This window comes from Corynebacterium sp. (assembly GCF_022712275.1).
GTDB lineage: Bacteria > Actinomycetota > Actinomycetes > Mycobacteriales > Mycobacteriaceae > Corynebacterium.
The window spans coordinates 1-13,199 of sequence record NZ_JALAGU010000050.1 but is presented as its reverse complement, the minus strand read 5'-3'; the positions used below and the strand labels follow the sequence as shown (position 1 = coordinate 13,199).

Genomic DNA, 13,199 nt, shown 5'->3' with positions numbered 1-13,199 from the left:
CCACAACCGACTAGCCCCGCCACAATGCGGGGCTTCACTCATGAAGGAGGGAACCTGACCACACTACGAAGCAAAGCGGAACGCGCCGTACTCGGCGGCATCCTCCAGCACCCCGAACGCATCCCCGAAGTCCTCACCCTGATTAAACCGCAGGACATGGACACCGACCGGCACCGGGCGATCTTCGCCGGGCTGGTCGAGGGGTACAACGCGGGCGAGGTGGTGGACGATCTATCCGGCGCGAACTACCTGCTGGAAAACGGTGTCCTCGACAACGCGGATGACGCGGTAGCAGTCACCTCACTCGTCAGCGAAGCGCCACTACAGATCAGCCTGATGCTGCACGTCGAGCAAGTGGCCGACAACGCGGCAAGGCGCAGGATCGACGCAGGAACCAAGCGACTAGCGCAGGCATACCGCGAAGGTGTGCCCGTCGAAACACTGACCGAACTGGCGCAGGAAATCGTGGACAGTGCCACGGCGGTCAACGACCAGGACATGCGCCGCATCGGAACCACGATTGACGAGCTGCTGGACACCATCTCAATGCGTGCCGACGGGGCGACGGAAGACCGGATCGAAACCGGGTTCCCCGACCTCGACAAGACACTGAACGGCGGACTGAAACCCGGGCAGATGGTGATTGTCGCAGCCCGCCCCGGTGTGGGTAAGTCCACACTTGCTTTGGACATCATGCGTCACATGAGCATCACCCACAATCAGCCGAGCCTGCTGTTCAGTCTGGAGATGACGGAGGACGAGGTGCAGGAACGTGCCCTGTCCGCCGAAGCGCAAGTGCCGATCAATCAACTCAAAACCGGGCATGTCCCGCAGGACGGTTGGGAACGGATCAAAACCGCCCGCGAAAAGTTCAGCGACGCGCCACTGTGGGTCGATGACTCACCGGAGCTAACAATGCTGGACATCACCGCGAAGTCGAAACTGGCGGTGAGGCAGCACGGGATACGGCTGATCGCGGTGGACTACCTTCAGTTGCTCAGGTCCGGGGGCAAGGAGGAGTCACGGCAGCAGGAGGTGTCGAACTTCTCCCGGTCGTTGAAGTTGTTGGCGAAGTCATGTGGTGTGCCGGTGATCGCCATCGCGCAGCTGAACCGTGAGGTTGCGAAGCGCGGGGATGATGCACTACCGAAGCCGTCTGACCTGCGGGAATCCGGTTCCCTGGAGCAGGACGCCGACGTCATCGTGCTTATCAACAGGCCGGATGCGGAGAACAAGGACCACGAGCGGGCGGGTGAGGCCGACCTGATCGTGGCGAAGAACCGTGGTGGGGCGACGGGGATTGTGACGGTGACTAACCAGTTGCATTACTCGCGCTTCACTCCATTTGCATAGGAGGACAGATGGTCACGATTTTTTGTGGACTGCTGATAGGCGTGGTCGCATTCGTGGCGGGGGTAGCTCTTGGAGCCGCGTTCATGCGCCCGAGCGGAAGGCGAGATAAACGGATCGAACAATCCATACCAGATGACGTGGAGTTAGCGCGGGAGACGATGAGAGTCCTGCGGATACTCGGCCAGTCGGAAAATCACAAGCGAAAGTAGGAGGACACACTGGACATCAAGATCATTGCGGAGCCGTCGCAGGTGCCGCAGAGGAAGCACCCCACGGACGCTGGCGCGGATCTGATCGCAGCGGAGGATGTGACGATCCTGCCGGCTGAGTGGCAGCTGGTGGGGACGGGCGTGGCGGCTGCTATCCCGGTGGGGTTCGCGGGGTTTGTGCATTCCCGGTCGGGGTTGGCCGCACTGCATGGCGTGAGCGTCCTCAATGCCCCCGGCGTGATCGACTCGGACTACCGGGGTGAGATCAAGGTGAACCTACACAACGCGGGCATGTTTCCCGTCGAGATCAAGAAGGGGCACCGGATCGCGCAGCTCATCATCCAGCGGGTTGAACGGCCCACGCTCGTCCCCGTCAAGTCGCTGGATGTCACGGAGCGTGGTGACGGCGGGCACGGGTCCACCGGGCGGTGACGGACACTGAACAGTGGGTGAGGGACGCGCTGAACAGTGGCATGGAGTGCAGCCTGTACACGCTGAAATCGTGCGTGTTGCGGGAGGACGCGCACAAGGTTGAGGGAATCATGCACGCCCTAGTCAAGGAGGGCTGGGCCGTGCAGGTGAAGAAGGACAAGTGGAGGAAAATTGAACATCGCTGAACTGAGGAAGTACGGCAGCGGCGGGAAGCCGCGAACCGCTCGGGCATGGTTCGACCGGCTCGACGGTGAAGAGCGCGAGGTGGTGGCGGGGGTGATCCTGTCGCAGTCCGCACCGGTCGCACTCGAAGCACTACGGGAGCACGCGAGCTTCCCGTTCAAGAAGACCGCACTGAAAGAACTTCGATACCAGCTGGAAAAGGAGACTGCGTGAACATTGACGCACTGAAGAACCTGAATACCCCCGCGCCGACAGGCTGGACGCCCGGTGTGCAGTGGGACGGGGAGCAGGGATTCGTCACGACCATTCCCACCAGCAGTGAAGATGCGCCGGGGGATGGACAGTGGGACCACATTCTCCGAGAGTTCGGATACGACCCGGAGAAGTACGTCATCGAGGGAGCCGTCAGGCACTCTACGTGGCAGGTTGCGGGGCATGGCTGGCTTCGTGCCTACCGGGCACAGATCGTTGAGCGACCGGATCGGACGTTCAACGTGGAAGACCTGCTCGACAACATCTACGCCGAGCCGTCGTACCCCTACGAACCACGCAGCGGGTGGCGCACCATCATGCTCAGTGACACGCACATCGGCAAGAGCGCGGAAGACGGTGGCGGTTCAGACATCCTCATCCAACGCTGGCGAGACAGCGTGGACCGCGCACTAGAGGATGGACCTTTCGAGGGGATCAACCTCGTCTTCGGCGGTGACCTGATCGAAGGGTACGTGTCGCAGAACGGGAAGAACATCGGCGGCTGCGACCTGACCCTCACCGAGCAGATCCGGGTCGCCTGCCACCTCGTATCAGACACGGTGCAGAAGTGCCTAGAGGCCGCATCGGAGGTGATTGTGGCGGCGATCCCCGGCAACCACGGGGAGAGCACCCGCGTGTCGAACGTGTCCATGACTGACTCGTTCGATATTCAGATCGTCAACAACGTGCAGCAGGCAATCGAACTCGCCGGACTGGATGACCGTGTGAGCTTCTACTACCCGGAGCCGAACACCGGGGACGTGACCTACACGGCAGGATCGTTGACCTACGCGGTGGTGCACGGTCACCGGTTTAGTGGTGGTCCGGTGAACGGCGCTGAGAAGTGGTGGGCGGGGCAGATCACGAATGACAGGCCTGCCGCCGCTGCGGATGTGCTGCTGTTCGGACATTTCCATGGGATGCGGGCGTGGTCGTGGACGGCTCGTCGGTGGATCATGTGCGCCCCCGCGCTGGAAACCGAGAGTCGATGGTTCGCCAACAGCACTGGCGCGACCGGCAATCCGGGTGTCCTCGTCTTCGATGACGTGGACGGCAAGCCCGCGAACATCTCAATCGTCTAGGAGGACACGTGAGCGACTACTACAAGTTCGGGAAGGTGCAGGTGCTCGACATTAGTCGTCACCTCACGTCGAACGCGGGGCAGGCTGTGCAGTACATTGCCCGGTCCTGCCGACTGGATGGCAACAACAAGGGGGAGGTTGAATCGGACCTGCGGAAGGCGATCGACTTCCTGAAGGATGAACTAGACAGGATCAACGCATCAGGACACAACAGTGATTGGTTCAAAGATGCGGCGGTGGGGACTGAGGTTACTTCACCTGACTGCACTGTTTGGCGAAAAGGCGCTTGGGGTGGATGGGATATTGTGCGTCCCAAGTTCCGGTGCGGATGGTCAGATAGTGAGGGCCTGGCCGAAAGGTTCCGCCGGTGACTGACCCCGTTCACGAATTGTACGAGAACGCTAACCACACGAACCGCCGCACTTTCGAGGTGACGGCGGTTTTTCATGTGGAGGCACGCAACTGGGAGCACGCAATCGAGTTGGCGCTGGATGATCCCCGCGAGGGTGATTGGGACGCCAGCGAGTCGTGAGCGGCGAATCGCACTGGCCGGGAGGCGAACTGCACAACGAGGAGGACACATGAGGGAACTAGCACTGTTGGTCGTCGGTTGTTTAGCGATCCTCTGTCACGCGAGGGGGCAGAAGTGAGGCACGAGGACGACGAGGCGGAATATCAGCACGACGAGCAAGACGCGCACGAAGCGGGCTGGCGGTACACCCCGGGCGCTTACGGCGGCTGGTGGCGGAAGCATCACAACGAGGAGGACGAATACCTGTGAGTACCTGGATCTACTACCAGTGCCACTCCCACAATCCTCCCATCGAATCAGATTGGGAAGTGGGTCAGCACCGATACGATATTCCGAACGCCCAGTACATGCTGCGGAACCGTGAAGCAATCGTTGAGCACGGCATCAAATGGAACCGCTGGCCGGACGGCGTGCGCCACCAGCGGTCATGTGCGGCAACTTCATTCTTCCGGGCGCACTCTGACTGCAAGATCAGAATCTTCACCGAGTATGGGGAAGACGTAACCGACTATGAGGAGACCACGTGAACATTGTTACCCCGCAGATTGAGTTGATCGCATCAACCACCCTCACGTACACGCCGGGGGGCGGGCCGAAGATTGAGGACTGGATGAGCCTCGACCCTGCCGCAACCGACGCGGAATGCCTGGTCGAGTTCGCAGGGCGCGGCTGCTATGAATCCTGGGACAAGCCAAACCCGAAGACCGCACGCAACGCTGACTACATCCGCCGTACCGCGTTTGAGATGCAGCACGGCAGCATCCTGGAGCACGCAAGCGCAACGTTCCGATTCTCTGGAATCTCGCGGGCCTGTCTGCTCGAACTTGAGCGCCACAGGCACCTGTCCTGGTCTGTCGTCAGTCAGAGGTACGTGGACGCAAACACGTTCGGCGTTGTCATGCCACCCGCACTCAAAGAGGTGCCCACAGACCTCGCTCAGGACGATTGGGGACAGGAAACCATCCGAGACCTGAACTCCTACAACTACTTCGTGAGCCTTCTCGAAGCAGACGGAGTCCCCCGTAAACAGGCGCGTGAAGCTGCCCGCTCCGTCCTCCCGAACTGCACCGAGGTTCGCGGCGTCGTCACCGGCAACCTGCGAGCCTGGTCCACCATCCTCCCACTACGAGCACACCCCAGCGCCGACAGGGAGATGCAAGAGATTGCACGGCTCATTGCAGACGCGCTAGAGCCGGTCGCGCCCACCGTCGTCCGGTACATCAACGAGCAGATCGCCTACGGGGAAATGGGCGAAGAACGCCCCGACCGTGAAGCAGTCCTGGCACGCCGGAAGCGCATCGGAGAACGACACAACAAGGAGACCGCATGAGCCTGTTCGCCATCAAGCACACCACCGAAGAACGCATCACCCACCTCGGCTACGGCGTTGTCCGATACCAGCTCGAACAACGCGAGAAGACGGAAAGCGTAGACGGTGACGAGTGGGACATCTGGTACGAAACCATCTTCGTCATCGGAAACGTCGAAGAAATGAAGCACTGGGTACTGGTCACCGACAAAGCCGACGGCACCGTCCACATCCCACGCCGCGACGTGGACCAGATCGTCACCTGCGAGGACGAAGAAGCGTGGGACTCGTACCGGCTGCACGCTGATCTGGAGGACGCAATGGGGGCAGATGCCTAGCTTCTTCGTAGAGGGGACACCAGCACCGCAGGGCAGTAAGACGGGGTTCATCCGTGGGGGCCGGGTGGTGTTGGTGGAGTCGAGCAAGAAGGTGAAGCCGTGGCGGGAAGCGGTGGGGAGGGTGGCGCGGGAGTCGGTGGGGGAACTGCTAGACGGGCCGCTCGTCCTCGACGTTGTATTCGTCATGCCCCGCCCGAAAGCGCTGGGGGACAAGCCCGCACCACCAATGGTGCAGCGCCCGGATTGCGACAAGTTGCTGCGTTCCACCTGTGACGGGCTGACCGGCACCGCATACGGCGACGATTCGCAGGTTGTCACCATCCACGCGCACAAGAGACGCGCCGAGCCGGGGGAAACACCCGGAGCACACATCACACTCACCCCCGCGTAATCGAACAGTTGAGCGCGTGCGACGCTCCACAACCCCCGCTCGCACACCACGCGGGGGTTAACAACCATGCAAGGAGAACCATTGACCAATACCACCTACCAGTCACTCAACAGCGAAGTGAACATCCTGAAGGATGGGAAGCTCCAGCTCGACAAAGACCACGAAGCGGCACGCGCCTACTTCCTCGAAGAGGTCAACCAGAACACCGTCTTCTTCCACAACCTCCGAGAGAAGACGAACTACCTGGTGGACAACAACCTGTGGAAGCGTGAAACCGTCGAACGGTTCACCTTCGACCAGTTCAAGGCACTGTTCCAACAGGCATACGCTCACAAGTACCGCTTCCAGTCGTACATGGGTGCACTGAAGTTCTACACCTCCTACGCGCTGCGCACTGAGGACGGCACCCGCTACTACGAACGGTTTGAGGACCGGGTTGTGATGACCGCCGTGGACCTTTCCGGTGGGGACTACGACGCGGCGAAGGATCTCGTGGACGCGATCATCACCGGAAGATTCCAGCCGGCAACCCCCACATTCCTTAACGCCGGGCGGGCGAAGGGCGGGGAGCGGGTGTCCTGCTTCCTCCTCGACGTGCAGGACAACATGGAATCCATCGGCCGGGTGAGCAACAGTGCCCTCCAACTGTCGAAGCGTGGCGGGGGTGTGGGCATCAACCTCACGAACCTGCGCGAATCCGGCGCAGCAATCAAGGGCATTCCCGATGCCGCATCCGGCCTCGTGCCGGTGATGAAGATCCTCGAATCGGACTTCCGGTACGCAAACCAGCTCGGTCAGCGGCAGGGTGCGGGCGCGGTGTACATCAGCGCCCACCACCCCGACATCATGGCAGCGTTGGACACGAAGAAGGAGAACGCGGATGAGGCGATCCGCATCAAGACGCTCAGCATCGGCGTGATCGTCCCGGACATCACGTTCGAGCTGGCGAAGCGGGACGCTGACATGTACCTGTTCTCCCCATATGACGTGGAGCGGGTGGAGGGCAAGCCGTTCAGCGAGTGTGACATCACCGACCGTTACAGCTCGTGGGTGGACGATGACCGGATCACGAAGCGGAAGATCAACGCACGAACGTTCTTCCAGACCCTCTCCGAGGTGCAGTTCGAATCTGGTTACCCATACGTCCTGTTCTCTGATGTCGCGTCCCGCGCTAACCCGATGAACCATGTGGGACGCATCCAGATGTCCAACCTGTGCGTAGCGCCAGAAACGCTCCTCCTCACCCGGTCGGGAAACGTCCCGATTGTGGACCTAGCAGGCCAGGACGTTGAAGTGTGGAACGGCGAAGAATGGTCACTGTCTAGGGTCGAGCAGACAGGTAAGGGACAGCCGCTAATCACCGTCGATTTCGACAATGGCGCGTCGATGGACGTCACCCCGTACCACAAGTTCTACGTCAAGACGGGATACGGGAGCCGTAAGGTTGTCGAGACCCGGGCCGGGGAACTGAAGCCGGGCGACATGATCGACAAGTTCAGTCTTCCGGTGGTGGACAACGAGGACGCCCCCGACTTCCCCTACGCCTACACCGCTGGCCTGCATAGCGCAGACGGCACCTACGGGGTGAACGGATCGCCAATCCTCCGGCTTTACCCTGGCAAGACTCACCTCGGGGAGTTCATTGAGTATAAGTCCAGCTCACTGAAGCCGGATGCAACCGGTCGAGTGTCCTACGTGCTGCACCAGGGGACTCCCCGGAAGTATGTTGTCCCGGACTCTACATACTCACTGAAGAGTCGCCTGGAATGGCTTGCAGGAATGCTCGACGGTGACGGATGGGGCAACGGGAAGGTGGGCCTTCAGATCGGGTCAATCCACCCCGAGTTCCTGGAAGACATCCGCATCATGCTCACCGAGATGGGCGTGTCGTCACGGTGGAAGAAGATGCGTGATGCTGGACGGACGCGGTTCAAGCCGGGGCAGAAGGAGTACGAGACCAAGACCGCTTATCGACTCATCATTAGCGGTACTGAATCGCAGACACTCCGGAAGCTCGGACTGCCTACCCGCAGGGTCATCGTTGAGGAAGTGGACCATCAGCGTGCCGCCAACGGCTACATCAGGGTGGAAAGCGTCATTGACGAGGGTCGCGTGGATGACACGTACTGCCTGAACGAGCCAAAGCGACACAAGGTGATCTTCAACGGTGTTCAGACGGGCAACTGTTCCGAGATCATGCAGGTTCAGACCCCCTCGGTCCTGAACGATGACCTGACCTACCAGACGGTCGGACATGACATCAGTTGCAACCTTGGTTCGTTCAACATGCGGAAGATGCTGGACCTCACCACGGACGAGTTCACGGACACGGTTGTGGTGGCGACTAAGGCACTGGATCAGGTGTCCCGGACAACAAGCATTGATTCGGTGCCGTCCGTGCGTAAGGGCAACGACGATTCGCACAGTATCGGTTTGGGGCAGATGAACTGGCATGGGGCGTTGGGGGATCTCGGGATTGAGTATGGCGCGCCGGAGTCGCTACGCATCCTGGATCGCTATATGGCTCGTGTGACGTGGGCGGCGATGCTCGCCTCAACGCAGATCGCACGGGAGCACGGCCCGCACGCTTGGTTTGATGGGTGTGAGTACGACACCGGGGCGTGGTTCGAGCGTGTGGCGTACCCGAAGTGCGAGGAGTTCGGCGACGATCTGGAGATCATGCCGGGACTGTCAGCGCCGACCCGCGAGGAGTGGGACGCACTGCGGGTGGAGGTGGCGAAGTACGGCATGGCGAACGCTTACCTTCAGGCGATCCCGCCGACCGGCAGTATCTCGTACATCAACCACAGCACCTCCTCTATCCACCCGGTGGCGTCCGGTGTGGAGATCCGCAAGGAGGGGAAGCTTGGGCGCGTGTACTACCCGCAGCCGCACCTGACGAACGAGAACGCGCACCTGTTCCAGTCCGCGTCCACCATCGGCTACAAGAAAGTGATCGACACTTACGCGGTGTCGCAGCATTGGGTGGATCAGGGGCAGTCGCTCACCTTGTTCTTCACGGATAAGGCGACGACGAGGGACATCAACCTGGCGCAGATTCGAGCGTGGCGCATGGGCTGCAAGTCGCTCTACTACATCCGACTTCAGCAGCCCGCGTTCGAGGGGACCGAGGTGGAGGGCACTGCTGCGGGGTTCTGCGAGTCCTGCGCACTGTAGCCAGCGGGAGGTGGGGAGCGCATACCTGTCACGCTCATTCAATCGAGGGAGAAACAAATGAAGGAATCAGCAGCACTACTACTCGCGGTCGCAGTGCTTCAGTGCTTGTGTGTTGCGGCGCTTGTCGAGTGGGGGATTCGCCCACTGGTCGCAGAGTTCGGACACGAGGTGGGGTTCTGGCCGGTGTTCATCACGATCGTTCTGGGCCTGTTCGTGTTCCGGGATACGCGCATTGAGACGAAGGGGAGCAAATGAGCGACACGCTGAAACTGTACCCGCCACCCCAGGGCGGACGGTGGGAAGTTGAGGAAGAGCGCTATCGGTTCTGTCGAGCCAAACTGATTATCCGCGACCCTGGATTCTTCGGATCGGAACACGAAGTAGATTACGAGTGCGTCAGTACGCTCAAGACAGACATAGAACTCGAACGTAAGCGGATTAAAGCCGTCGACGAGGGAGACTACTGGACCGCAAAATACACCAACTCGACCGTGCCTCGCACCGAAGATGAGATGGACAAAGCGATCTGGGAAGCGTCACGGGAGATCGTACGGAAATACAACAGCAAGCGACGACCGCACGAGTACGTCACCGAATGGGGGAACGCATGAGCAAGTCCGTAATCAACCTAATGCCAGAACCACCAGCGGGCAGCAAATGGTGGGTAACCGTCCTCGACAGCAACACCGGGGAGTTGGGGGTGAAGTTGATCCGCACGAAGCCTTACCACCCGTGGGGTGCGGCGGTCATCAACGAGCGCTGGTCGCCGGCGAAGGTGGCGGCGAAGGTCGCATGGATCATGGAGGAGGCGAACACTGGACGCGCAGCAGCTTAGAGACCACCTCGCAGAAGTCACCGAGTACGTCGAACGGGCACGCACAGACTTCCTCCACAACAACCCCCTCACCGTACCGCACGAGGACGACCCGTTCGTGAAACCACCGCCCCCCGGGTCGAAACCACCGGGGAACCTGTCGGCACAAGCCCTGGCAGACATGGAGGTGTGCTTCGTCGGGAACCTGATCGACTACTGCGTAGCAATGGGGTCGGTGCCACCGGTGAAGATGGGGTGCTTCTGGAGGGACTGTGAGGGCGGGATCTTGGGGCTGAGATCGTCGGGGATTGTGGAGGATGAGCATGGGGAGCGGTACCCGGACCTGGAGCGCGTGATCTCGCACCTGCGGGCGTATGCGGGGGAGGTAGTCACCACCGAGGGGGTGGGGGATCTTCTTCGTGCAGGGGAGGCTACGCGGGATTGTTTGCGGTTCTACTACGACAAGCCGGACAAGAACTATCGGACGATTGGGGAAGTGGCGACACTTACCGGCAGGGGCAAGTCCACTATCTACCGGTGGGTGGATCAACAGTGGGTGGACTGCATTCAAGACATTCACGGCGACGTGGTGGTTGAGCTGAACTCTGCCCTAGCGGTTCGGGATATTCTCGACGCGAAACGGAAAAACCCGAAGAGTTTCACAACCCCGTGAGAATAGCGGGGTACAATAGTGATAGCGGGAAATTGAGAAAACATCTCACCACCCGCTAACACTCTCCTTCTCTTGTGGTTCTCCACTTACCCCGGCTCTCCACCGGGGTTCATGCCCAACCCTTTTGCGCAAGCCGACACCGGACTTAACGATTGTTGCTGCCGGATCACGGAGCGCAGGGGTGAGGGCACCTAGCCGCCTGGCGAAACAGGCAGACGCGACGGATTCAAAATCCGTTGCCCGTGAGGGCGTGAGGGTTCGATCCCCTCGGCGGCTACGGATTCATGCAGCGCGGTCGTGCTCCATGAATCAGGTGACACTGTAGCTACTGGCAGGTGTCGCCACAGGTACGGCAAGCACGTACTGCACTGGTCTGCCTCTCAACGATGCAGCCATAGCAGGTGCCTCTGTCGACCTATTGCTCCTGACCGTCCCGGGACTGGTCAGGTTTTTATGAAGAGGTCGGGATACCCTCGCGGGTTGCGCCGCAAAATGTAACAGCCGTGGCAATAGTCACGGTGCCCCGGACGCGGGGCAGCGCAAGTAGTCCACAGTGTGGATGGTCAGGTCTTTAGGGTCTGGTTCTAGTGGTGTCGAAACCCGCTTGCGCACAGGGAGCCTGGACCGCCCATGTTGGTCAGTGATGGTGCACCATCACGTCAGGAGTCCACCCCGGTATGCCTCTCAACGATGCGCCTCATCCGGGGTCTCTGTCCACGGCGGGCGCTGACAGCACCACCTCACGGGGGTCTGTCTCAGCCGTAGTTGGAAGCGGAAACCACAGCACGGTGTGGGGAAAGCGACCAGCGATGCGCGTTCACTCAATGGTTAGAGAACTGCCCGATAGGGCGGGAGTCCGGGGTTCAAGTCCTCGGACGCGCACGAACCTCCCGTTACGACGGTGAGGAATAGCGGCTGACGGTGTTCTCGCCGGACGACGAGACCCGCCAACGCTCACAAGCCAACAGGCCGCATGACGAAGCCGGAAGAGCGAAATGACACACACACCAAACCATGTTCGTATCTACCGAGACGCCGCAGGAAAACACATCACCCTCGACGGCCACGAACTCCTACTCGCCGAGGACGGGATCTTCATAGACGGGGTCGAGAACCCCCACGAGATCACCAAGGTTCAGCTCACACTCCTCGCTCCGAAGGTGACCATCGAATCAGAACTGCAATAGCCAACAGGCCGCGTGACAGGCAGGCACCAGGGTTCAAGCCCCCGGCACGCACAACACCCCACCCGGGGCACAACACACAGAGGGGAGGGCACGCACCATCCCCCTCCACATCATCACCGGACCACCCGCCCGGCAGCCTAGCGGGCGTCGTAGGCGTCCAGAATCTTCTGCGCCACACGCCCCCGATCGGACACCGTGAAACCGTTCTCACGCGCCCACGCGCGCACCTCGTCCAGATCGTTGCGCGCCGGAACCTTAGACGAAGCACGACGACCCGACACCCGCGTCGCAACCTTCAACCACGGGGACAGAACCTCGCGCAACCTATCCGCATTCTCCTGCGACAGGTCCAGAGTGTAATCCTTCCCCGAGTAGGAGAAGTTCACGGTGCGCACCTCATCGGAGGACAACTGCTCACCGGTCAGGTCATCGACGTACTGGATTACTTCCTTGCGTGCCATGATGCACAACCTTTCAATAGGGGATAGGCAACATACTACATGAGGGGGGAAGGGTTATGGACATCGCAATACCCGTCGCCACATACACACTCACCTACGGACTAGACGAAGACGGACACCCCCATCATCGGGGAAGAGTGGCAATCCCACGGGGATGAAGAAGTCCCCATGCTCACAAAGACGGGGCTACTCGCAATGGCTCAGCAGGCATTGATGATGGACATCCTCGGGGTCGATGACGAATAGCCCCACCCCCACTGGCACATGACCCCTCGGAAGGAACACCGCCCCGTGCGCTTCACCATCCACACCCCCGACGGGGAAACCTACACCACCCCCGAAGACGCCTACCCCCTCCTCGATGAAGAGGGGACAGGGGCACTCCACATCATCCGGTCAGGCGGTGACCGCACCATCGCCATGTTCCCCGCAGGGCAGTGGACACGGTACGTCCCCGCCGAGGAGTCGACAGTAGACGAGACGTGGGATGAACTACTCAACGCAGTGTGGGCAGTCATTGAAGCTAGACGGAAGCAACTCAGCAACGGACAGTTCACCATCGTAGGGGATGAGGCCAACCTGTACCGCGCATACCTCAACGCAACCAAGCACAACAAGGCAACCATCCGATGACCCACGCCGACTGGTACGACCAGGACGACAGGGAACACTGGGACGACAAGACCACACGACACCGAACCGAACGACAACACACAAGACAACTACTCAACCAATGGCACACCACAGACCACGACACCGCATGGGACTAGGCACCACCGGCACCCGGGCACCCCACACCCCCACGC

17 protein-coding genes and 2 tRNA genes are annotated in these 13,199 nt (G+C 60.6%); 18 read left to right on the top strand and 1 reads right to left on the bottom strand.

What is annotated here, in order from left to right:
- Window positions 1-24 precede the first annotated feature (24 nt).
- The 17 genes from Q0A27_RS11805 (at window position 25) to Q0A27_RS11725 (ending at window position 11,932) form a co-directional block, all read left to right on the top strand.
- Window positions 25-1,353, top strand: a complete 1,329-nt coding sequence (locus Q0A27_RS11805) for a replicative DNA helicase (RefSeq protein WP_291475709.1) — start codon at window positions 25-27, stop codon at window positions 1,351-1,353.
- A 218-nt stretch (window positions 1,354-1,571) separates the two neighbouring features.
- Window positions 1,572-1,994 (top strand): dUTP diphosphatase, encoded by a 423-nt coding sequence (dut, locus tag Q0A27_RS11800; protein ID WP_291475821.1) that lies wholly within the window; start codon window positions 1,572-1,574, stop codon window positions 1,992-1,994.
- Between the two features lie 171 nt (window positions 1,995-2,165).
- Window positions 2,166-2,390, top strand: coding sequence for a hypothetical protein (locus Q0A27_RS11795; protein ID WP_291475707.1), 225 nt, complete (start codon window positions 2,166-2,168; stop codon window positions 2,388-2,390).
- Window positions 2,387-3,511: a hypothetical protein gene (locus Q0A27_RS11790; RefSeq protein WP_291475704.1), complete on the top strand. Its 1,125-nt coding sequence runs from the start codon at window positions 2,387-2,389 to the stop codon at window positions 3,509-3,511. The genes Q0A27_RS11795 and Q0A27_RS11790 overlap by 4 nt, the downstream gene beginning before the upstream one ends.
- Before the next feature lie 8 nt (window positions 3,512-3,519).
- Window positions 3,520-3,882 carry a hypothetical protein gene (locus Q0A27_RS11785; protein ID WP_291475703.1) on the top strand — a complete coding sequence of 121 codons (363 nt, stop codon included), beginning with the start codon at window positions 3,520-3,522 and terminating at the stop codon, window positions 3,880-3,882.
- Window positions 3,883-4,288: 406 nt separating this feature from the next.
- Window positions 4,289-4,570: a hypothetical protein gene (locus Q0A27_RS11780; protein ID WP_291475702.1), complete on the top strand. Its 282-nt coding sequence runs from the start codon at window positions 4,289-4,291 to the stop codon at window positions 4,568-4,570.
- A complete protein-coding gene (gene thyX, locus Q0A27_RS11775; protein ID WP_291475701.1) occupies window positions 4,567-5,373 on the top strand; it encodes an FAD-dependent thymidylate synthase in 807 nt (268 codons plus the stop codon). Before Q0A27_RS11780 ends, thyX begins: the two co-directional genes overlap by 4 nt.
- Window positions 5,370-5,690, top strand: a complete 321-nt coding sequence (locus Q0A27_RS11770) for a hypothetical protein (protein WP_291475699.1) — start codon at window positions 5,370-5,372, stop codon at window positions 5,688-5,690. Before thyX ends, Q0A27_RS11770 begins: the two co-directional genes overlap by 4 nt.
- Window positions 5,683-6,081 carry a RusA family crossover junction endodeoxyribonuclease gene (locus Q0A27_RS11765; RefSeq protein WP_291475698.1) on the top strand — a complete coding sequence of 133 codons (399 nt, stop codon included), beginning with the start codon at window positions 5,683-5,685 and terminating at the stop codon, window positions 6,079-6,081. Before Q0A27_RS11770 ends, Q0A27_RS11765 begins: the two co-directional genes overlap by 8 nt.
- Before the next feature lie 66 nt (window positions 6,082-6,147).
- A complete protein-coding gene (locus Q0A27_RS11760) occupies window positions 6,148-9,258 on the top strand; it encodes a ribonucleotide reductase N-terminal alpha domain-containing protein (RefSeq protein WP_291475696.1) in 3,111 nt (1,036 codons plus the stop codon).
- 57 nt (window positions 9,259-9,315) lie between these two features.
- On the top strand, window positions 9,316-9,513 hold the full coding sequence (locus tag Q0A27_RS11755) for a hypothetical protein (RefSeq protein ID WP_291475695.1): 198 nt from the start codon (window positions 9,316-9,318) through the stop codon (window positions 9,511-9,513).
- Complete coding sequence (locus Q0A27_RS11750; protein WP_291475693.1) at window positions 9,510-9,869, top strand: hypothetical protein; 360 nt, start codon at window positions 9,510-9,512, stop codon at window positions 9,867-9,869. The genes Q0A27_RS11755 and Q0A27_RS11750 overlap by 4 nt, the downstream gene beginning before the upstream one ends.
- A gap of 20 nt (window positions 9,870-9,889) precedes the next feature.
- Window positions 9,890-10,093, top strand: a complete 204-nt coding sequence (locus Q0A27_RS11745; RefSeq protein WP_291475691.1) for a hypothetical protein — start codon at window positions 9,890-9,892, stop codon at window positions 10,091-10,093.
- A gap of 97 nt (window positions 10,094-10,190) precedes the next feature.
- Entirely contained in the window at window positions 10,191-10,745 is a 555-nt protein-coding gene (locus Q0A27_RS11740; RefSeq protein ID WP_291475690.1) for a hypothetical protein, read from the top strand.
- A gap of 193 nt (window positions 10,746-10,938) precedes the next feature.
- Window positions 10,939-11,022: transfer RNA gene (locus tag Q0A27_RS11735), tRNA-Leu, on the top strand.
- A gap of 534 nt (window positions 11,023-11,556) precedes the next feature.
- A tRNA-OTHER gene (locus tag Q0A27_RS11730) sits at window positions 11,557-11,627 on the top strand.
- 113 nt (window positions 11,628-11,740) lie between these two features.
- Complete coding sequence (locus Q0A27_RS11725; protein ID WP_291475689.1) at window positions 11,741-11,932, top strand: hypothetical protein; 192 nt, start codon at window positions 11,741-11,743, stop codon at window positions 11,930-11,932.
- 137 nt (window positions 11,933-12,069) lie between these two features.
- Here the strand turns inward: Q0A27_RS11725 and Q0A27_RS11720 are convergent, their stop codons facing one another.
- A complete protein-coding gene (locus Q0A27_RS11720; protein ID WP_291475688.1) occupies window positions 12,070-12,393 on the bottom strand; it encodes an Lsr2 family protein in 324 nt (107 codons plus the stop codon).
- Window positions 12,394-12,684: 291 nt separating this feature from the next.
- On the opposite strand from Q0A27_RS11720, the gene Q0A27_RS11715 reads away from it, so the two are divergent.
- Window positions 12,685-13,026, top strand: coding sequence for a hypothetical protein (locus tag Q0A27_RS11715; protein ID WP_291475687.1), 342 nt, complete (start codon window positions 12,685-12,687; stop codon window positions 13,024-13,026).
- Window positions 13,027-13,199 lie beyond the last annotated feature (173 nt).